We start from the raw sequence: 20,969 nt of genomic DNA on the forward strand, positions 1-20,969 counted from the left end.
ATTTTAGTAAATTTATTGATAAAAAACTGCATTACTCTTTTATAGGAGCAATACAGCTTGTACACTTATAAATACACATCCACCGGACGGCGTTTCCGGAAAAACCTCCAGGACCGGTAGCCGATCTGCTTCAGACGCTGCCGTACTTCTTCCAGATCCTCCCCGATTCTCTCGGGTACGTGCGCATCGGAACCAAACGTCACCGGAACGTTGTAGTACAGGGCGCGTTCGAGCATTTCATCCGAGGGGTACCAGCCTCCGCAGTATTTGGTTTTACCGGAGGTGTTAATTTCAATGGCTGTGCCTTCTTCCCCGATTACCCGCAGCGTTTTCTCCACTTCCGGGGTATCAATTTCTGCTGCATAGGGAAAATATCCCTTCAGGGCATCTATATGGCCTAAAATATCAAACATGCCGCTTTTGGCGGACAGTGCAATCTGGCGGTAATATTCTTCCTTTACCTGGCGGATATCCGCATCATCCATACCTTCCCATCTTGACGTATCGAAAATATTGACCTCATTTACAAAATGAACTGAACCGATCACATAGTCCATTGGATATTTATCGTACTGCTTCCGGTAGGGTGCTTCCTGGTCCGGAAAATAGTCGGATTCCACGCCGATCAGCACTTCAATGTCGTTTATGTATTTTTGTTTCAGCTGCCGAATTTCTTCAATATAAAACTGAAATTCTCCTTTAGCCATTGTAATGCGGGGGTACGGCCGCTCTTCCGCGCTTGCAAAAAACGGGGAATGATCAGCAATACCAATCACGTCGAGATTTTTCCGGATTGCTGCCTGAATGTAATCCTCGATTGTTCCTTCTGCATGTCCGCAGCGGTCGTGATGGTTATGAAGGTCAAATTTCACTTTTATCACCTTTTCTTTTTCTTTTTATCGTATCATGCCTGCGTTAAAAATCTATTGAAAAAATGGTATAGACATCTATATATAATGTGTTACTATATTTGTAAGCGTTACCTTATGGATGTCGTCAGATTCTTTGACAGAGTTTTTAAATTTTTAATAAAATTGGTATAGACATCTATAACTAAAATGAGGTACATTTTCTTCATACATTTTATTAAAGGGGGATCTACTTATGCTTGGAAACATTCAAATAATGGGCAAGTTCCAAAAGCTCGGGCGTTCGCTGATGCTTCCGATCGCAGCCCTCCCGGCAGCCGCTCTTATTCTTCGTTTTGGGCAGGAGGATATGCTCGATATCGCCTTTATCGCAAGCGCCGGGCAGTTTATTTTCGACAACCTGGCACTGCTGTTTGCAGTTGGTCTGGCGATTGGTTTTTCGAGAGACGGCAGCGGCGCCGCTGCACTTGCAGGCGTTGTCGGCTATCTGATTCTGGACGGAGGACTTACAGGCATTGACGAAGATATCGAAATGGGGGTGCTCGGCGGCATTATCACAGGTATTACGGCCGGACTTTTATATAACCGCTTTTATAACATTCAGCTGCCGCAGTTCCTCGGCTTCTTCGGAGGCAGGCGGTTCGTACCTATTATCACCGCCGTTACAATGCTTATATTTGCCTTTTTATTCGGCTATGTGTGGCCGCCGGTACAGGCTGGTATTGACCAGGTCACCAGCGTAATTACAGGAACTGGGGCCGCCGGAGCCGGACTGTATGGATTTTTGAACCGACTTTTGATTCCAACCGGTCTCCATCATATTATCAACGTGTATATATGGTTTGATTTTGGTTCTTTCCAGGGCTATAACGGCGAATTGACCCGTTTCTTTAATGGGGATCCGGACGCCGGTGCATATACAGCCGGGTTCTTCCCGATTATGATGTTTGGCCTTCCGGGCGCCTGTCTGGCAATGATCCTGGCAGCAAAGCCGGAGCGCCGCAAAGAAGTAGCTGGTATGCTCGGCAGCCTGGCACTCACTTCTTTCCTGACCGGTATTACCGAACCCATTGAATTTACATTCATGTTTCTTTCCCCGCTGCTTTATGTAGTGCATGCACTGATGACGGGGCTTGCGATGATGATTACATTCGAGCTGGGTATATTAAACGGCTTCGGATTCTCTGCCGGTTTTATTGACTACCTGATCAACTTCGGTATTGCGACCCAGCCTGTGCTGCTGCTTGGGATAGGGCTGATATTCGGTGTTCTTTACTTCATTGTTTTCTCAGCGCTTATCCGTCTCCTGAATATTAAAACGCCGGGCCGCGAGGAAGAAGAAACGATCGCAGCAGTGAGCGCAAACAGCGGCGATGACAAATATGAATCGCTCGCCAAAAATTACGTAGCTGCCCTCGGAGGGTATACCAATATTCAATCGATCGATAACTGCGTGACAAGGCTTCGGCTTCAGATGAATGACATGGACGAGGTCGATGAAAACAAGCTGAAGCAAAACGGGGCGCGCGGCGTCGTAAAAGTAGATAAAACCAACTTACAGGTCATTATTGGCACTGAGGTGGAGTTTGTCGCAGACGCTATGCGTACCCAGCATCCAGATTCCAAGGCAGAGTAACTATTGTCCCCGTTTCAAAGACGGGGGCTTTTTCTCTGCCAAAAAACAGGTATACTTTTACCGTGAAGAAAGGATGGTATGTATTATGATAGAAAACTATTTTTCCAAACTCCGCCAGCAGCTGAGCATTGTGGAAGAACAGGAACACAGTCAGATGGAGGCATGTGCCGGAGCGATCGCGAATACGATCGGACAGGACGGGGTCATTCATTTATTCGGATGCGGACATTCGCATCTTCTTTCGCTTGAAGTCTACTACCGGGCCGGCGGCCTCGTACCGATCCACCCCATTCTTCATGAACCGGTGATGCTTCACGAAGGAGCTCTGCGCTCTTCCGAGCTTGAGCGGACAAACGATTACGCCGCCACGTTTTTAGCAGACGAACAGATTCAGCCGGAGGACACTGTGATCGTTATTTCCACCTCCGGAAGAAATCCTGTACCGATCGATGTTGCCCTCCACGCCAAAAAAACCGGCGCTGCAGTCGCCGGCCTGACATCAGTTGCTTATTCTTCAGGTCAGCCCTCCCGTCATAAAGACGGCTTCAGGCTGATGGATGTAGTCGATATCGTCCTCGATAATCATGCGCCGCCCGGCGATGCCCTGCTGGGGCATCCGGATCTAACGACTCCTTTTGCCTCAAGCTCTACAGCAGTAGGAACCGCTATGCTTCAGGCTGCTATTGCCCGGGCGATTGAAATAACGGCGGACCGCGGAAAAACCCCGCCTATTTTTGCGAGCGGCAATGCTGACGGCGGGGATGCCCAAAACGAAGAATGGCTGCAGAAATACCGGGACCGGCTTGGGTTTTAACAGCGTGGCAGATCAAACAGAGCAGGAAGGTGCAGCTGTAAATTCTTCTGTGAGTTCTTCCCTCAGCTTTTGTACTGTGTCTGTATTGTTGGACGTGCTTTCTATACGGTACGTTTTGACCCCGGCTGCTTCCAGATGTGTCCGTAAATATTCACTTGACCTCCGCGAGCGTTCGAGCTGAGCGAGAGCTTCTTCTTTCGTTTTTGATTCATAGGATAAGGGCAGCCCCTGTTTCCTTTTCTCCATTCGTTCATATGCTTCCTGCGCGGAGATATCAAGGTGTATGACTGTATCCGGCCAGCCAAGTAAATCAAAATAACGCTTAAGATCATTTTCATAGTCTTTTTCATCGCTGTATTTAAAAATGCGCCCTATCCTGTGGGTAAAATGTTCATCACAGATAACCGCCGCTCTCTCCTGCATGCCGAAACGCGAGACAATGTACCACTTGAACATATCTTCATTTAAAACCTTTACGGTATAATAGCGGTCGTTTTTATCCATCTTCGTTAAAAATCCAATCATTTCTTCCATGCTTCTCCCGTAATCCGTAAAGCAGGTGGTCATAAATTCCTGATACTCTTTGGCAATAAAATGGTGGTGATACCTTCGCACGAATTTTTTCGGCATTGTTTTGAAAAGCCTTTTTCCCCGGATTAATTCCTTGATATACAGTTCATTCAGCGAAACGATATTGTTATTATCTTTGTCTGTTATGCCCGCAATATTTTTTACCAGCGTTGTTTTTCCGCTCCCCGGCGGGCCGATGAGTTCAATTTTTTTCAATTTATGTTTCCCCCTGGTACTGCATTAAAATAAGTGAACGAAGTTGGTCTGTACTGGCTTTTACACAAAATTAATATTTAATTAATATTATCTTAACATTGATTACTGATTATAATAACATTAAATACCTTATATCCATGCACATTTAACTGAATCTTTATTCCTGGCACATCCTATAAAAAATTGCTCCCTCATCCGCATATATGCAGTCTGGAGAAGCAATTCGTTTTATGGTTTATACAGTGCTCCCTAATCGTTCATGTCTTTTTACCACAATCTTCAGCCGGATGAAAAATCCGATTGCCGCGCTCGTGAGCCCAACGGTGATACCGAGCCAGAGGCCAAACGGCCCGAGCGGCGTCGTAACCGCAAGCAGGTACCCGGCCGGCAGTCCTAGCGCCCAGTAGGACACGAGCGCAGTGAAAAACGGCACGGTCACGTCTTTATAACCCCGAAGCACGCCCTGAAGCGAGGCCTGCGCGGCGTCTGAAATCTGATAGACGATCGCAAACAGGAAAAACTGGGCAGCCAGCTGTACTACCTCTTCATTGGTCGTATAAATGTAGGCAATCGGCTCTCGCAGGAGAAATATTCCTATGGACGCTACGCCCAGTATGCCCATGGCAGCCGTCACCCCGAGGCGCGTGTATGCTTTGGCCCCTTCGAGGTAGCCACCGCCGACTTCAAAAGCGACCACGATCGTCAGCGCGATGGAAATGCTCAACGGCACCATAAATATCAGGGACGTGAAGCTGAGAGCCACCTGGTGGGCAGCGACCGTAACGGTGCTGAACAACGACGCCATCAGAAGACTCACTGCCGAAAAAATGCTCGATTCAAAAAACAGCGACATTCCCATCGGCACCCCGATCCGCAGCTGTTCCTTCCACGCCTGCCAGGAAGGCCGGTACCAATCCAAAAAGATACGGAACCGCCTCATTGCCGGGATCCGGAACGTCATCATGATACTGAACGCAAAAATGATCCAATAGGAAATTGCCGTAGCGTAGCCCGCTCCGATACCACCAAGCTCCGGAAAGCCAAATCTGCCAAAAATTAATACGTAATTAAAAAACGCATTAAACGGAAGTGTACCGAGCATGATCACCATCGTAATCCGTGTATGGCCCTGGGCATCAAAAAAGTTCCGGAGCACAATCGATAAAAAGAACGGAATAATTCCAAAAGCGAGACCGATTAAATAATGGGCCGCAATCCGTTCAACTCCCGGTTCGAGCGACATAAAGGAAAGAGCCGGACTTAAAGCCGCCGCTCCGAGGGCAATGACAACCACCCCGAAAAGTACGCCCAGGTACAGCCCCTGCGTAATCGTGCCGGCAATCTTTCTTCCTTCTCCGGCACCGAGCTGCTGGGAGACGATCGGTGTGATGGCGAGCAGAATGCCATTCACCGCTGTAAATACCGGCATCCACAGGTTCGCCCCGATCGCCACACCCGCCAGATCATCCGTTCCGGCCCGTCCGGACATGATTGTGTCTATTAAATTCATGCCAAAATAACTCAGCTGCGTAATCAAAATGGGTAGTAAAATAACCATAAACAGCCGCAGCTTCTCTTTAATCGTTTCTGCGTGATACATAGTCTGCCTCCTGCTGACATCCCCGTCCGTTCTGTTCATCTGTATAGAATAACATTGATCAGCCGGAAAGGGCACCGTACTCACACAGGCGGCTTAGTTGCTGTCCATGTTTCCATAGGTGACTTCGGTGCTGTGCGAATACAGCTCGATTATATTGCCGAACGGGTCCTCCATGTACACAAGCCGGTACGGCTTTCCCTCTCTCGGCGTCCATATCCGACTCCGCTGTTTTCCGCCCTCCGCTTCTATACGAGCAGCGGTTTCCCCGATATCAGACACGAGCAGACACAGATGAAAAAAGCGCTGCTGCCACGGCGGGCTCTCCTGCGGGCCAGGACCGGGATCAACAAACTCAAACAGCTCAAGACCTACCTGATTGCCCGTAGTCAAATGCGCGTTACGCATTTCTTTCACCTCTTCGCCGAGAAGGTCCATCGTCATATTTGTGGAAGCGTCGTCCGACTCATCAGCTTTCGCCGTATATGGACCGGCCAGAAGCTCAAAATCCAGCACCCGTGTATACCATTCGACAGCTGCGTCAATATCCGGCACGGTTAAACCGATGTGGGTGATTCCAGTCATGTTTTTCCTCCTCTGTATTCCGCGAATCATTACTCTTTTCCCTTACGGCTCTCTCTGTATGTCATGGAATATGCTTTCTTCCTTATGCATTAAAGAAGACGCCCCTTTTAGGCGTCTCAACTGTAATTTTTTTATTTTATTCCTGCCGGCTGAAAAGAGAGGGCTGATTGATTAGCCAATTCGTAGCCACGGCGGTCAGCCGGAAATGAATTACCATTGGATGATATTTTTTTCGCCGGTGCCCCTGCGACGGTAATATTACTTTCTGCTACGTCTTTCGTCACAACCGAATTAGCACCGATGACTACACCATCTGCGATATTAATCTTCCCTACAATTTTTGCGCCCATGGCAATGTAAACATTGTCTCCGAGTACCGCTACTGCATCAGCACGGCCGTCCATACCGATATTAGTCAGTGCATGCAGGCGACAGTTAACACCAACCTTTGCTTTGGCGTTAATAATGATAGTTCCAAGGTGAGCAATGGAAAGTCCTGGACCAAATACGTTTGGCGGTACCTTCATCCCCGTGTGTACCTGCATGCGGAATAATTTATGCTTTAAATATTTTTTGTGTATTTTATTTGGAATCGACGTTTTACAATTCATATAGTACTCAAGCTTTCTCAAGAGCCGCTGGTACTTCCAGATAATATGTCTTTCATTACTACAGATGAACGGCACTTTTTCATTTTTTAACCCTAAAGAAATCTGGTCTGCTTTTAAATACATTTTGTAATCAGCTTTGCTCTTGATCATATACTGCTCCTCAATAAAAATATTTTATATGATCATCATACTTCAGAAACCCGTTTCCGGGAGATTTAAATACAAATTCCCACATTAATACAAATACAAGGGCTGGAGCAGGAGTAAACTCTCCTTCCAGCCCTTGTATTATTAGTGTTAGAAAAACAACCGGTGCGGATTTTCCAAAATACCGGTAAGCTCTGCGAGAAACCTTCCGGCCGGTTCCCCGTCGAGAGCCCGGTGGTCAAATGTCAGGCTGAGAGGGAGCAGCTTTCGTTCCATTGGTATGCCTTCATGAAACTGTACGCCATCCTGCACGGCTCCGACGCCTAAAATAGCCGCTTCCGGTGTATTTAAAATCGGCGTAAAATACTCCACACCTGTACCACCGACATTCGTAATCGTAAACGTGGACCCATGCATATCCTCAGACGCCAGCTGGTTCTCCCTGGCCCCGTGCCCGAGCACGCGGATACTCTCCCCAATCTCCCGCACCGATTTGGCTTCGGCATGGAAGATGACCGGTACAACGAGCCCCTCTGTTAACGCTGCCGCTACCCCCAGGTGCACATGATCATAGCGGTAAAGCATGCCTTCCTGAAACGAAGCATTTGCCGCCGGATGCTTTTGGAGAGCCAGTACCGCTGCTTTGGCAATGAATGCCGTCAGTGTCATCGTTTTTGCTTCCCCGTTCTGCTCAAGCTCGGCGTTTGCCTGCTTCTGCATCTGCAGCAGCCCGGTCACATCTGCCTTTCTCATCAGCGTAAGCTGGGCGCTTTCCTGCAGGCTCTCCTGCATACGGTCCGCAATGACTTTACGCATACCTTTAACAGCCGTCACCTGGGTCGTGTCGAGCGATGGATTGGCTGAGGCCGGCTCATTTTGCGGCCGGGAAGCGCCGTCTTCTGTTTCATCCGTTTCTATTAAAGCTTCCACATCTTTCTTTGTAATCCGCCCTTTCGGCCCGGTCCCTTCGATCGTTTCCACCGAAATCCCGTGCGCCGAGGCCAGTTTTTTGGCTGCCGGGGAGACCCGCACGCGTGATTCAGCCTGAGGCGCATGATTTATTTCCCGGGAAATAGCCGGTTCTTCTGCGGCGGCTTCTGCCGGTTCCGGGGCGGCCGATGCTGTTTCTTCTGCGGCGGCCGGGCTTTCTGTTATTTGTTCACCGGGCTCTCCCATATAAGCAATCACCTGGCCGACCGCCAGCGTCTCGTCTTCTGCGGCGGTAATTTTCAGCATCTGGCCGTCTGCAGGCGCCTCCACCTCGTTTGTAATTTTATCCGAGCTGACGGTAACAACCGGCTCCCCTTTTTTAATGTCATCGCCTTCTTTTTTCAGCCATTCAGCTATGGTTCCTTCGTTCATGCTCATCCCAAACTTCGGCATTACGATCTCTGTGGCCATACTGTCCCTCCTTTCGTTTACGTAGTCATCGCCGTATCTTCACCGGTAAGCTCCATGGCAGTCCGTACGATCGTGTCCGCTGACGGAAGGTACAGATCCTCGAGGACCGGCGAGAACGGTACTGGCGAATGCGGGGCGGTAATCCGTTTGATCGGTGCATCGAGCGAATCAAATCCCTTATCCGCCACCATCGCTGCAATATCGGTCGCTACGTTGCAGCGCGGAGTTGCTTCGTCCACGACAATCAAGTGGTTGGTTTTATCCACCGAAGCTAAAATCGTATCCTCATCCAACGGGGACAGACTGCGAGGATCGACAATTTCTGCCTGAACACCCTTAGCGGCCAGCTGCTCTGCCGCTTCAAGCGCGGTATGCACCTGCTTGCCGATGGCAACGATCGTGACGTCACTTCCTTCGCGCTTAATGTCCGCTTTGCCGAGATCGGTCGTGTAGTAGCCTTCCGGCACTTCGCCTTTCATATTGTAGAGGGTTTTATCTTCAAAAAAGACGACCAGGTCATCATCTTCAATGGCTGCGATCAGGAGTCCTTTGGCTTCTGCCGGCGTGGAGGGAACGACCGTTTTGAGCCCCGGTATTGCGGTGAACATCCCGTACAGGCTCTGCGAATGCTGGGCCGCTGCCCGAAAACCCGCTCCGTGCATCGTCCGGATGGTCAGCGGCACTTTCGCTTTACCACCGAACATGTAGCGCAGCTTGGCCCCCTGGTTCATGACTTCGTCGAGGCAGCTGCCAATAAAGTCGTTAAACATCAGCTCCGCCACCGGGCGCATGCCGGTTGCTGCTGCACTGACGGCCGCTCCGACATAGCCCGCCTCGGCAATTGGTGTATCGAGAATCCGGTCTCTCCCGAATTCCTGCACCAGCCCCTGTGTTACACCCATGACCCCGCCCCAGGCTTCCTCGTCCTGCAGATGATCGACGGCCGCGCCACCGGCCACGTCTTCACCCATTAATATAACGTTTTTATCCCTGCGCATCGTTTCGGCAAGTGCTTCATTGATCGCCTCAGAAAAGCTGATTGTCCGTCCCATTACGACTCCCTCCCTGTGTTCGTGTAATCCACATACACGTCAGTTATTAAGCTGCCGGCATCCGGGTAATCACTGCTTTCGGCAAATTCGACAGCGGCCTGGATGGAAGCTTTCACCTGTTCATCCAGCTTGTTCAGTCCTTCTTCGTTGGAAAGGTTGTGCTCGAGCATATACTGACGGAACTGTAAAATCGCATCTTTGTCTTTCAGATGCTCTTCCCGCTCCTCCGAGCCTTTGTATTTCTGTGCATCGCCTTCAAAGTGACCGTAGTTCCGGTACGTTTTGCATTCAATCAAGGAAGGCCCTTCACCGTTTCTCGCCCTTTTGATCGCCCGTGCTGCTGCTTCGTATACAGCCATTGCATCCTTTCCGTCAACAATTTCCCCAGGAATGCCGTAGGAGGCTGCCCGGTCGGCGATATTTTCACAGCTCGAGGCGTAGGAAAACGGAGTTGCTTCAGCGTAGCCGTTGTTTTCGGCAACAAAGACGACTGGCAGGTTCCAGATAGCAGCCATATTAATGCCCTCATGGAACGTGCCGTGGTTATTGGCCCCGTCTCCAAAAAAGCAGACCGCCACGCCGCCGGTGTTCTGCAGCTTCGCTGTCAGGCCGGCGCCTGTAGCGAGCGGAAAGCCGCCTCCAACGATGCCATTTGCCCCGAGCATGCCTTTACTGATATCAGCAATGTGCATCGAGCCTCCTTTACCGTTGCAAAGCCCGGTTTCTTTGCCATAAATCTCCGCCATCATGCCGTTCAGGTCACAGCCCTTCGCGATACAGTGGCCGTGCCCGCGGTGAGTACTTGTGATGCTGTCTTTGTCGTTCAAATGCGCGCATACGCCGACGGCCACCGCTTCTTCTCCTGCATACAAATGAACAAATCCCGGCAGCACTCCTTTGCTGAATGTTTCATGAACAGTATCTTCAAAATACCGGATTTCAGACATTTTCTGATACATCCACATGGCCTGATGGGAATCCATCGTCTGCGTTCTTGTATTGGACGCTTCCATACTGATCCTCCTTTAATATTGATTTATTGCAGGCAAAAGAAGCCTGCGGACGTTCTTGCTCTACATACATGCAAGTTTTGTGCCAACCGTACCAGCGTTATTGTTAGGCATTCGCTTGAGATTTCAGGCTTTTGCTCCACAAAAAATGGGACAATCTGGAGCATTATGCTCCGATTTGTCCCATTTTGTCGCAATTATTCCAGACCGTATTTTTTCAGCTTCCGGTAAAGCGTGCTTCTTGCAATCCCAAGCTGTTTGGCCGAAGCAGAAACACGGCCATTGCAGGCTTCAAGTGCCTGCTCAATCCGCCCGTATTCCATCTGTTCCCGGTAAGTAAACCGACTTGTCGTGAGCTGCCGGGCTTCCGGGGCGGAAAGAAAAGGATCAAGGAGCACGTCCATCGGCACACTTCCTTCATAATACGTATACATACGCTCCAGTACATTGAAGAGCTCCCGGATGTTGCCCGGCCATTCGTAGCCGGCCATCTGGGCAAGCAGCTGTTTCGGCCAGTTGGCCCTCCATCCCTGCTTCTCTGAAATGTAGCGGATCAGCTCCGGCAGGTCCTCCATCCTCCGCCTGAGCGGAGGCAGCGTGAGCGGGTACACATAAATGCGGTAATACAAATCTTCCCGAAAACTTCCTTGCTGAACGAGTTCGGTAATATTTTTGTTGCTTGCAGTAATAAGCCGGAAGTTAACCGGGAGGGAGTCTCTGCTCCCAACGGGCGTGACCCGTTTCTCCTGCAGCACACGCAAAAGTGCCACCTGGGCTGCCGGGGAAATTTCAGAGATTTCGTCTAAAAAGAGGGTGCCGTTTTTCGCTTCCCGGATTTTCCCCTCGGTGCCTCCCCTCTTCGCCCCGGTAAAAGCGCCGCCATCGTAGCCAAAGAGTTCGCTTTCAAGCAGGTTTTCCGGAATAGCTCCGCAGTTGACTGCGATAAACGGACCATTTCGGTATTCACTATTGTCATGCACGAGTCTTGCCATAACTTCCTTGCCAGTGCCGGTCTCACCGAAAAGATGAACGGACACTGACTGCTTGGCCGCCTTTTTCACTTCTGCGATCGTTTGTTCAAAGGCCGGGCTTGCTCCTACGGCTTCCCCCCGGGAAAAAGGCCGGGCCGGTGGAACCTTCTTTTTTTCCACCTCCGTACGCACAGGCTGATACCGGTAACCGAGCAGCCGGCGGGTGGCTGCAGAATAGATTGGGACTGCCAGCCGGCTGATGGCCGGATCATTTCCCTGCTCGTCTTCCTTCCATTCCGGATGCCGGTACACTTCGGTTCCGTAAGCATTCGTCAGTAAATACGGCGTGAACGTATGGTCGCCTGCCAGAGCGTATTGAAGCAGCTCGACTTCCTGCTGACGGAGCTTTTCCTGCCAGGAGCGCTCAATCGCAAATGCCGCTGAAACGACCGTGCCCATGATCTGTTCTTTCTGCGTAAACCCAAAGGGACTCGACATATCAAGTACGCCGAGGATGCCCCCTTTGCCGTCGTATACAGGCACAGCAACGCATTCCCAGCTTTTGGAGGCTTTTGCGTAATGTTCTTCTTTTACCACCACAATCGGTTCCCCTGTAGAAAGACTGGTGCCGATGGCATTCGTCCCCACCGCACGGTCGGTCCAGGTAACGCCCTCTCCAAAATGAATGCTCGAGGCATGAGCAAGGGAGCCTTGATGCCCGTTGATGTACAGTACTTTGCCTTGTTCATCCGTAAGCAGAAGCAAAAGCTTCATGTCCTCACAAAATCCCTGGAGCTGCCGGAGCATTGGTTCTGCCGCTTCCAGATACATTTCCCGTTCTTTTTTGTAAACCAGCCACTCTTTTTGTTCCGGCAGCTGGCCGACGCCTCCAGCTGGATCGACTCCTTCCCGTGCGCATGTATGCCATGACTCAGCGATCCGCTTTTCCATCCGTGTCCGGTCCATTATTCCCGTCTCCGACCAACGGCTCCATTCCGCTTTATTCACGACCCGCACCCCTTTTTTTGAAAGCGTTTTCTTACATATAATGTAACACGCCCTGCCTGGAGAAAAAAGAGCCGGAACATAAAAAAACATCCGGCCGAAAGCCGGATGAGTTATTCCATGTAGCGGTATTTGCCTTCAAAATAAACGAGCGGTGCTTCATCCTGGACGGTCACGTTTTCCACGGACCCGATAAAGAGCGTGTGGTCTCCGGCATCGACTTCGTTATATTTCGTGCAGGCAAGCTGCGTGATGGCTCCTTCAATGACCGGACGGTCTTCAAACCGCTCAAAGCTTACTTCTGAGTCGTCTTCTGTCTGACGGGCAAAGTAGCGCGACACTGCCTCCTGGCCGTTGCCGAGAACACTGATGGCAAACTGGTCCGCTTCCTGCATATATTCGTGCATCGATGCCGTTTTCGCGACGGAAATGAGGATCAGCTTCGGCTCAAGTGAAACAGACATGAACGCGTTTGCCGTCATGCCGTGGACTGTCCCTTCAAGCTCCGTCGTAAGCACCGTAACACCGGTCGTAAATTTGCCCATAGCTGCTTTAAACAATCGATCATCCATTTGTGCGGCCTCCCTCATTATCAGCTAAACGTTATCCTGCGAGCATTTTAACGTAAATCAGCCCAGAAAACCAGAAAAGCCGCTTCGGCCACTCTTACCGCGGCATGTGGATACGGAATTTGTACCGGTCTCCGCGGTAGGAGGAAATAACATGTTCAAACGGTTCTCCGTCCGCGGTATAGGTCGTCCGGGAAATTAACAGAACCGGGGCTCCCGGAACGATGCCGAGAAGCTCTGCTTCGCGCTCCGACGCAAGGGAGGCCTCGAGGGACTGGTCCGCAGAACCGATTGTGATGCCGTAATCCTGCTCGAGCCGTTTATAAATTGAGCCTGACGCCGCTTCTTCGCCAAGACCCGGGAACATCTCTGCATGCAGATAGGAATTTTCAAGCGCCATCGGCTTATTATCCGCAAGCCTAAGCCGCTCCATCCGGTAGACCGACCCGCCTTTCAGCTGAAGCAGCCTGGCTGTAGCCACGTCCGCTTCTTCCATTTGAAACAGCTGCAGCTCGCTGCTTGCTTTCATGCCGCGTGCTTTCATATCTTCGGTAAAGCTCGTGAGGCCCTGAAGCATCTGTTCAATCTTAGGTTCAGCAACAAACGTTCCTTTACCTTTTTCCCTCGTCAGCAGCTGTTCGCTTACAAGCTCCGTCACTGCCTGGCGGACAGTCATACGGCTCACATCAAATTCTTCAGCAAAAATACGCTCGGACGGAAGCATATAGCCCGGAGGCCATTCACCGCTCTCAAGCTTTCCGCGGATCATTTCCTGTATTTGATAATAAATTGGCAGCGGGGATTTTTTGTTGATTTTCATATACGGCATCCTCCCGTTTTCACGTTTTCACCCGGTAAAGCGCCGCAGCACTTCTGCGGGGACATCCGCCAGCGCTTCTTCATCAGCAATCACCGTTACGCTGGAGTGCTTTTTCAGTACGGAAGCCGGGAAGTCTTCCTGCACCTCTCCTTCAAGCAGACGAAGAAGCGCTTCTTTTTTACGTCTGCCAAATACGAGCAAAAGAATCTCACGGCTTTCCATAATGGTTTCAATTCCCATGGTTACCGCCTGCTCCGGCACGTCTTCGATAGTCGCAAAATATCTGGCGTTGGCTTCTCTGGTTGACGGTTTCAATTGTATCACATGCGTCCGGCTTGAAAAGGAGGTGCCGGGTTCATTAAACCCGATGTGGCCGTTTTCGCCAATGCCGAGCAGCTGCATATCGATGCCGCCAGCTGCCGCAATGTGCTTTTCGTAGCGCCTGCATTCCTGCTCCAGATCATCGGCTGTTCCGTTCGGAAGATGCGTCTGTTCCGGCCGCAGCTGCAGCGGCCGAAAGACTTTGTGCTGCATGTACGCGTGATAGCTTTGCGGATGTTCTTTCGGCATGCCGGCATATTCATCAAGGTTAAATGTTGTAACGCGGGAAAGGTCGATGCCCCCCCGGTCATAGATTTTCTTCAGCTGCTGATACGTCCCCTCCGGCGTCCCACCGGTAGCCAGGCCGAGCACACTGTCCGGCTTCTCCTGCACCTTACCGGCAATCATTTCTGCCGCATGCACGCTCAATGCTTCTCTGTCAGTTACACGGATAAGCTTCACGGCTTCACTTCTCCTTTCTGTTCGAACGCAGCAACTCGCCCTCGGCACCAGACCTTCTGTATATGCATACTGTCGTCCATCCAGACAATATCGGCATCTTTACCAGCCTGAATGCTTCCTTTCCGCTCCGAGAGTCCTATTTCATGCGCGGCGTTCCAGGAGGTCATGCGCACCGCTTCCTCGCGGCTGCAGCCTGTAAATGCCTGAATGTTGCGGAAGCCCTTATCCATAGCTAGCATGCTCCCGGCAATCGTGCCGTCCGCCAGATACGGCTTGTCTCCGGCCACCGTTACCTGCTGGCCTCCGAGATCGTATGAACCGTCCGGCAGATTTTTGGCCCTCAGGGAATCAGTAATAACGCAGATCCGGCCGGCCCCGGCTGCCTGATAGGCAAGCTTGACCATGTCCGGATGGCTGTGGACGCCGTCTGCGATAATTTCAACGGTAAGACCAGGGTTTAAAAGCGCTGCGGCAGCAACACCTGGCTCCCGGTGATGCAGCCCGCTCATGCCGTTGTACAGATGGGTAATGTGTGAAAGACCCTTTTTTGCAGCTTCATCTACGAGCGCTTTGGAAGCATTCGAATGCGCAGCAGAAGCGATGACGCCCATGCTTTGCAGGTGAGCAGTCAGCGCAAAGTCCGGGTCATGCTCCGGAGCCAGTGAGACAATCCGGATCGCATTTCCGGAAGCACGACGCCACGTTTCAAACAAATCCACCGAGGCCGGGACCATAAATTCAGCCGGCTGGGCGCCGGCTTTGGAAGGTTCAAAAAACGGGCCTTCAACGTGGGCTCCTGCAATTTCCGCCTGGCCCTCTCCCGGCATGGTTTTACGGTGTTCAGCCACTGCTTTCAGGGCTCTTGTAATATCCTCGCTCTTCTGGGTAATCGTAGTTGGAAGAAACGCCGTTGTACCTTCAGCCGGCAGTACCCGGGCCATTGTTTCCAGTGCCTCCGTGGTACCGTCCATCGCGTCTGCTCCCTGGACGCCGTGAATATGCATATCAATCATTCCCGGTATAAAGAAGCCCCTGGAACCGTCCACCATAATTGCCCTGCGGCGTGTTTCCTCCGGCACTTCCTGCAGGCGGTCCATGCTTCCTGTCCGGTGGACTGCCTGCCCGCGGATCCAGATGAACTGACCGGTTGAGGTACGGTCTGCGTTTACAATAGTCGCTGAGTATATAATAGTATCTTCCACTACGAGTCCCCCTTTGTCTATATCGTACCAGTATAAAATATAGTTGTCTATACCAATTATGCCAAAAAACCAGGAACCTACTCCTGGTTTACAGCTGATCCTGAGGCACCTGGCCATTTAATACCTGCAGCACGTTTTCCGCCGCCCGCAGCGACATATTGTTTTCATTTTCCTCCGTAAAGGACCCGATATGCGGAAGCGTCACCACGTGTGGAAATGCGAGCAGCGGATGGTCGGAAGGGACCGGTTCCTCCGAAAATACGTCCAGACCGGCACTCCGTATCCACCGGTTCTGCAGCGCTTTGATCAGCGCCTCTTCATCCACGACGCCTCCCCGCGACCCGTTAATAAATACAGCAGACGATTTCATCCGGCGAAAAGCTGCTTCGTCCATTAAATGGTACGTCTCTTTTGTGAGCGGCGTCATTGTACAGACAAAATCCGACCGTTCTAGCAGCGGCTCAAGTGCTGTCCGCGACGCACCGTATTTTTCCTCCGCTTCGCGCTTTTGGGAGCGGTTATAATATAAAATGTCCATGTCAAAGCCAAAGCGGGCCCGTTTGGCAATCGCTTCCCCGATCCGCCCCATGCCGATAATGCCGAGCGTCCGGTGGTGCACATCCACACCGAAATAATCATCCGGAAGCGTATTCTGCCACCTTCCGTCTTTCACGTAGCGGTCGGTTTCCGGAATGCGTCTGGCCGTCGCCAGCAGCAGGCCAAAAATAGCGTCTGCGGTCGTATCGTTTAACACTCCCGGCGTATTGGAAGCATAGACGCCCCGGGCTTTCAAAGCTTCCAGATCCAGATTATCGTAGCCAACAGAAACGTTGGCGGCAATACGGAGGTGAGGAGCCTGTTTCAGAAAAGCTTCATCGATTTCATATTCGATACCGATAATGGCTTCAGCCTCCGCCATCGTTTCGCGAAAAGCCGGATCTTCGAGCGTTTCGCTTCGTTCAAAATACCGGACCTCACACGTTTCTGCCAATTTTTCACGGGCCTCCCTGCTGACCCGGTTGTAGGCAGCGACTAATGGTTTTTCCATACATAGTCTCCTTTCGTCCCATTTTCAGTGATTTTCACCGTTTGTTCACTGATAGCTCCTTTATAAGCTCATTTTCTTTAAAAACGATGTTTTATCTTCGTTTCATCCTGGGAATAGTCCCCTTACAATATTCAAAAGAAAGGGGCATTTTCATGTTATTTATTGAAGCCCGCAAACGCATGCAGGAAGACGCTGTCAAAAACGGAGAACAGCAGGTCAAGCAACCAAAGCAGGCCGCAAAGCGGAAATTCCGTAAACAAAAAAGCAGCTGAAACCGAACTTCATGATTACAACGTCCTTCAACAGGGTATCCGGTAAATAAGAATTTGAAGATGGAGGACGTTAACTACTATGAGAAAATTAATTAAAATGGCTGTCAAAGTCGGACCTTTTGTTTATCCGTATGTACGAAAATGGTGGAAAAACCGCAAACAAAAGCGCTGAAATCATAAAGCGCTCATATAAAAGCTGAAAAAGACAGCCGTTCTCGCATACAGAGGGCGGTTCTTCTTATGTCCAAAACCGCCTCCTGTCTGCCCCCCCCGGACGCCTACTTTCTGCCTTTGTCCCACACCTTTTCATTGACGAGGGCTTCCGGTTTTTCTCCTTTTAGGGCCTTTATGCACTGCCCGGCTGCCTCCATATACATCGCTTCCCGGGTTTCTACCGTACCGGTGCCGATATGAGGAAGCAGCGTCACTTCAGGCATAGTGAAAAATGGATGGTCCGATGGCAGCGGTTCCTCTTCAAACACGTCGAGTCCTGCCGCGAAAATCTCTTTTTCCTGAAGGGCCGTAATCAGCGCCTGTTCATCTACGACAGACCCGCGGCCGCCATTCAGAAATACTGCTGTTGATTTCATCTTCCGGAAGGCCTCTGCACCGAGCATATGCTTTGTCTCATCGGTCAGCGGCAGCAGCACCATTACCACATCCGATGAAGCGAGCAGATCATCGAGCTGTTCATAGACGGCGCCGGTTTCTTTTTCTGCCTGTTCATGCCGGGAACGGTTGTAGTAGCTGACTTCCATCCGGAAGCCTTCCTTTGCCCGGCGGGCGATTTCTTTTCCTATGCCGCCCATGCCAATGATGCCGAGCTTTTTATGATGAACATTCAGACCGAACCATTCCTTCGGCGCGTTCCGGTCCCATTCTCCGTTTTTAACAAGCTCATGCATCTCCATCAGACGCCGGGAGGCACCGATCATCAGCCCAAACATCGTGTCTGCCATCGTATCAACGACCGCCGCCGGAGTGTTTGTGACTACAACGCCGTGGTCCGTCAGCAGATCAACGTCAAGATTATCCACCCCGGCTGAAGCATTACTTACTACCCGAAGCTCCGGTGCTTTATCCAACAGGTCCTGATTCACTGGGAGTCCCGCTCCAATAAGTGCCTCCGCGTTCGGCAGCACCTCCATGAATTTCTCCCGTTCTTTATTCGGACGGATCACATGAAGCTCTGCTTCTGCTTCCAGGTACTCCCGGACGTGCTCCGGTGGATTCGTATAGGCAATAATAACAGACATACAGGCATGCTCCTTTTTGTACGTATTTTTAATTGAATCATTTGTTTTATCCCGAACGTCAAAGGGAATATTCCCCGTACGGACTTAATACAGGAGGTATTCATTTATGGCAGATAAAAAAGGATTCAGCGATAAAGTAAAAGGCGCTGTCAATAAAATAAAGGGCGAAGCAAAAGACCAGGCAGGCAATGCCAAGGACGATCCGAAAATGCAGCGCGATGCCAAGAAAGATAAAGTAAAAGGCGAAGTGCAAAACAAAGCCGGTGACGCCAAGAAGCAGGACGAGGAAAAATAAGAAGCACTCGTAAAGCCGGAATCCTTAGTATTCCGGCTTTTTACGATATTCCGAGTTCCTGCAGCATTTCTTTCACCGTAGCTGCGGTCCGCAGATAGGAAAGCGAAATGTTCTGCGACGTGAAAGCCATTGAAAGCTCCGGCCTGATCCCGGTCACAATCAGCTCCGACCCCAGCAGGCGGAGCAGATGATGCAGATTCATAATGCCGTCAGCCACCTGCTCGTCGTATTCGTCCATGCCGGAAAGATCAAGAATCAGTTTTTCATAATGGATATTTCCATACGTCTCGGAAATTTTATGAAAAATCATTTCAAACCGTTCATAGGACAAATCCCCGACCACCGGAAGTACAGATATTTTCTCTGTGATCGGCACAATTGGCGTTGAGAGCCGGTCCACCTGACGTTCGCTTTTGTCCAGGTCATCTTCGTATTTTTTCTGCCGGGTAATGTCGCGCTGGACGCCGAGAAAATACAGACGATCCTCCATATAAATGGGCTCAATATAAATTTCATTCCAAAACGGTGTGCCGTCTTTCTTAAAATTCTCGAGCTCGAGGACGTATTCCTCCCGGGCAGCCACCGCACGTTTCATATTTTCTATTTCCTGCTCGTCCCGGTCTTTCCCCTGGAGAAAACGGCAGTTGTACCCTACGCTTTCTTCATACGTATAGCCGGTGACATCGGTAAAACCCCGGTTTACATAAACGATGGGGTTATCCTCCTTGTTCGGGTCTGTGATAACCAGCCCGACCTTCGAATGATCGATCGCTTTTAAAATTAACGAGTCTGTCAAAATATCATCGTTAAACTCATCCATGACGCGTGCAATCCTTTCCCAATCCAAGTATTTATTATGTACCTCATATCTGCTATTCCTTTTTTCTGCCGCGCTGTAAACTTCCAATTTTACTTTCCTGGGTACATTCCTTTTCCATTATAATAAATACACGATTTTAAAGAAATTGTCCCCGTTGTAAGTTTTAAAAAAACGGGTATGCTGTGCGTAAGCAGTCTCTGTTAAAAAATTGTCGTTTAAAGGAGCTTCGATATGTACGATTATATCATTATCGGCGGCGGAATCGTCGGACTTGCTGCAGCTTATGCGCTGCTTGAAGAAGAACCCGGCGCCGGAGTAGTCGTTTTAGAAAAAGAATCCCATCTGGCCTCGCATCAGACAGGCAGAAACAGCGGCGTTATTCATTCCGGCATCTATTACCGCCCCGGCAGCCTAAAGGCGTTTCTTACAGAAAAAGGGCGGAAATCGCTCGCTGCTTTCTGCGATCAGCACGGGGTAGACTATACTATTTGCGGAAAAATCATTGCCGCCAGGGACGAAGACGAATTACTGCAGCTGCGGAAGCTTTACGAACGCGGCAGACAAAACGGACTGCAGCCGCGCTACCTGTCGCTTGAAGAGCTTGCAGAAAGAGAGCCGTATGTAAGCGCCCGGCACGCACTGCTTGTCCCCGAAACCGGCATCGTCGATTACGGCGAGGTGGCCCAGGCTCTCGCTGCCGAAATCCGCCGACGGGGCGGTGATATCCTGATCGGCCAGCAGGCCGAACAAATTCAGGAAGCCGAACAGAGCGTGAGCGTCACGACCCCGGACCAGACGTTTACCGGCCGGAAGCTCATCAACTGCGGCGGGCTGCAAAGTGATAAAATCGCCCGCATGGCCGGCTACCATACAGATATCCGTATTGTCCCGTTCCGCGGGGAATATTATACGCTCGCTCCGGAGGCTGAACACAAAGTCTCCTGGCTCATCTACCCGGTACCAGACCCGGCCTTTCCATTTCTCGGCGTTCATTTTACCCGGATGAGCCGGGGAGGCGTAGAGGCCGGCCCGAATGCCGTATTAAGCTTTGAGCGGGAAGGATACGAAAAAATGGCCGTGAAACCGGCGGATGCCTGGGAGCATCTCCGTTCCCCCGGGTTAATGAAGCTTGCTTCCCGGTACTGGAAGGAAGGAGCGCGGGAATACGTGCGTTCGTTTTCCAGGCAGGCATTTACCGCAGAACTGCAGCAGCTGATCCCTTCTCTTTCAGCCGATGAACTTGTACCCGGCGAATCAGGGATCCGCGCCCAGGCCCTTCAGGAAGACGGGACGCTGATGGACGATTTCTTTTTCATTACGGGCTCCCGCAGCCTCCACGTATTAAATGCACCATCGCCCGCAGCAACAGCTTCTCTTGAAATTGGAAAAACGATAGCCCGAAAAGTGAAAGGATGACCCT

The 20,969-nt window shown here is 50.8% G+C and carries 20 protein-coding genes; 4 read left to right on the forward strand and 16 right to left on the reverse strand.

What is annotated here, in order from left to right:
- Positions 1-65: 65 nt before the first annotated feature.
- The gene (locus BLV22_RS06845; RefSeq protein WP_091613012.1) at positions 66-872 is read right to left on the reverse strand and encodes a histidinol-phosphatase; all 807 of its coding nucleotides are present in this window, start codon (positions 870-872) and stop codon (positions 66-68) included.
- Between the two features lie 250 nt (positions 873-1,122).
- Here BLV22_RS06845 and nagE point away from each other — a divergent pair, with 250 nt between their 5' ends.
- Positions 1,123-2,505: an N-acetylglucosamine-specific PTS transporter subunit IIBC gene (gene nagE, locus BLV22_RS06850; RefSeq protein WP_091613387.1), complete on the forward strand. Its 1,383-nt coding sequence runs from the start codon at positions 1,123-1,125 to the stop codon at positions 2,503-2,505.
- 85 nt (positions 2,506-2,590) lie between these two features.
- Complete coding sequence (locus BLV22_RS06855) at positions 2,591-3,319, forward strand: SIS domain-containing protein (RefSeq protein ID WP_091613014.1); 729 nt, start codon at positions 2,591-2,593, stop codon at positions 3,317-3,319.
- 12 nt (positions 3,320-3,331) lie between these two features.
- Here BLV22_RS06855 and BLV22_RS06860 read toward each other — a convergent pair whose 3' ends face one another.
- The 14 genes from BLV22_RS06860 to BLV22_RS06925 all read right to left on the reverse strand — a co-directional run bounded on the left by BLV22_RS06860 (position 3,332) and on the right by BLV22_RS06925 (position 18,434).
- Complete coding sequence (locus BLV22_RS06860) at positions 3,332-4,105, reverse strand: ATP-binding cassette domain-containing protein (protein WP_091613019.1); 774 nt, start codon at positions 4,103-4,105, stop codon at positions 3,332-3,334.
- 235 nt (positions 4,106-4,340) lie between these two features.
- A complete protein-coding gene (locus BLV22_RS06865) occupies positions 4,341-5,705 on the reverse strand; it encodes an MATE family efflux transporter (RefSeq protein WP_091613021.1) in 1,365 nt (454 codons plus the stop codon).
- A gap of 93 nt (positions 5,706-5,798) precedes the next feature.
- Positions 5,799-6,287: a VOC family protein gene (locus BLV22_RS06870; protein WP_091613024.1), complete on the reverse strand. Its 489-nt coding sequence runs from the start codon at positions 6,285-6,287 to the stop codon at positions 5,799-5,801.
- A 131-nt stretch (positions 6,288-6,418) separates the two neighbouring features.
- A complete protein-coding gene (locus BLV22_RS06875; RefSeq protein WP_091613027.1) occupies positions 6,419-7,048 on the reverse strand; it encodes an LbetaH domain-containing protein in 630 nt (209 codons plus the stop codon).
- Positions 7,049-7,195: 147 nt separating this feature from the next.
- Positions 7,196-8,446: a dihydrolipoamide acetyltransferase family protein gene (locus tag BLV22_RS06880; protein WP_091613030.1), complete on the reverse strand. Its 1,251-nt coding sequence runs from the start codon at positions 8,444-8,446 to the stop codon at positions 7,196-7,198.
- Between the two features lie 17 nt (positions 8,447-8,463).
- Entirely contained in the window at positions 8,464-9,498 is a 1,035-nt protein-coding gene (locus BLV22_RS06885) for an alpha-ketoacid dehydrogenase subunit beta (protein ID WP_091613034.1), read from the reverse strand.
- Positions 9,498-10,511, reverse strand: coding sequence for a thiamine pyrophosphate-dependent dehydrogenase E1 component subunit alpha (locus tag BLV22_RS06890; protein WP_091613037.1), 1,014 nt, complete (start codon positions 10,509-10,511; stop codon positions 9,498-9,500). The genes BLV22_RS06885 and BLV22_RS06890 overlap by 1 nt, the downstream gene beginning before the upstream one ends.
- A 194-nt stretch (positions 10,512-10,705) precedes the next feature.
- A complete protein-coding gene (locus BLV22_RS06895) occupies positions 10,706-12,487 on the reverse strand; it encodes a sigma-54-dependent Fis family transcriptional regulator (RefSeq protein ID WP_176967692.1) in 1,782 nt (593 codons plus the stop codon).
- Positions 12,488-12,597: 110 nt separating this feature from the next.
- Positions 12,598-13,056: a flavin reductase family protein gene (locus BLV22_RS06900; RefSeq protein ID WP_091613042.1), complete on the reverse strand. Its 459-nt coding sequence runs from the start codon at positions 13,054-13,056 to the stop codon at positions 12,598-12,600.
- Between the two features lie 94 nt (positions 13,057-13,150).
- Complete coding sequence (locus BLV22_RS06905) at positions 13,151-13,873, reverse strand: GntR family transcriptional regulator (RefSeq protein ID WP_091613045.1); 723 nt, start codon at positions 13,871-13,873, stop codon at positions 13,151-13,153.
- A gap of 27 nt (positions 13,874-13,900) precedes the next feature.
- A complete protein-coding gene (gene nagB, locus BLV22_RS06910; protein ID WP_091613047.1) occupies positions 13,901-14,656 on the reverse strand; it encodes a glucosamine-6-phosphate deaminase in 756 nt (251 codons plus the stop codon).
- A complete protein-coding gene (gene nagA, locus BLV22_RS06915) occupies positions 14,653-15,858 on the reverse strand; it encodes an N-acetylglucosamine-6-phosphate deacetylase (RefSeq protein ID WP_176967693.1) in 1,206 nt (401 codons plus the stop codon). Before nagA ends, nagB begins: the two co-directional genes overlap by 4 nt.
- A gap of 88 nt (positions 15,859-15,946) precedes the next feature.
- The gene (locus BLV22_RS06920; protein ID WP_091613053.1) at positions 15,947-16,906 is read right to left on the reverse strand and encodes a 2-hydroxyacid dehydrogenase; all 960 of its coding nucleotides are present in this window, start codon (positions 16,904-16,906) and stop codon (positions 15,947-15,949) included.
- Positions 16,907-17,456: 550 nt separating this feature from the next.
- The gene (locus tag BLV22_RS06925) at positions 17,457-18,434 is read right to left on the reverse strand and encodes a 2-hydroxyacid dehydrogenase (protein ID WP_091613055.1); all 978 of its coding nucleotides are present in this window, start codon (positions 18,432-18,434) and stop codon (positions 17,457-17,459) included.
- A 106-nt stretch (positions 18,435-18,540) separates the two neighbouring features.
- On the opposite strand from BLV22_RS06925, the gene BLV22_RS06930 reads away from it, so the two are divergent.
- Entirely contained in the window at positions 18,541-18,729 is a 189-nt protein-coding gene (locus tag BLV22_RS06930; RefSeq protein ID WP_091613058.1) for a CsbD family protein, read from the forward strand.
- Positions 18,730-18,769: 40 nt separating this feature from the next.
- Here BLV22_RS06930 and ytvA read toward each other — a convergent pair whose 3' ends face one another.
- Complete coding sequence (ytvA, locus tag BLV22_RS06935) at positions 18,770-19,549, reverse strand: YtvA family blue-light photoreceptor (protein ID WP_091613390.1); 780 nt, start codon at positions 19,547-19,549, stop codon at positions 18,770-18,772.
- A gap of 231 nt (positions 19,550-19,780) precedes the next feature.
- Between ytvA and lhgO the strand changes: the two genes are divergently transcribed.
- The gene (gene lhgO, locus BLV22_RS06940) at positions 19,781-20,965 is read left to right on the forward strand and encodes an L-2-hydroxyglutarate oxidase (RefSeq protein WP_091613060.1); all 1,185 of its coding nucleotides are present in this window, start codon (positions 19,781-19,783) and stop codon (positions 20,963-20,965) included.
- The last annotated feature ends 4 nt before the right edge of the window (positions 20,966-20,969 follow it).

Origin of the sequence: Marinococcus luteus (assembly GCF_900106595.1) — a bacterium.
GTDB classification, from domain to species: Bacteria; Bacillota; Bacilli; order Bacillales; family Marinococcaceae; genus Marinococcus; species Marinococcus luteus.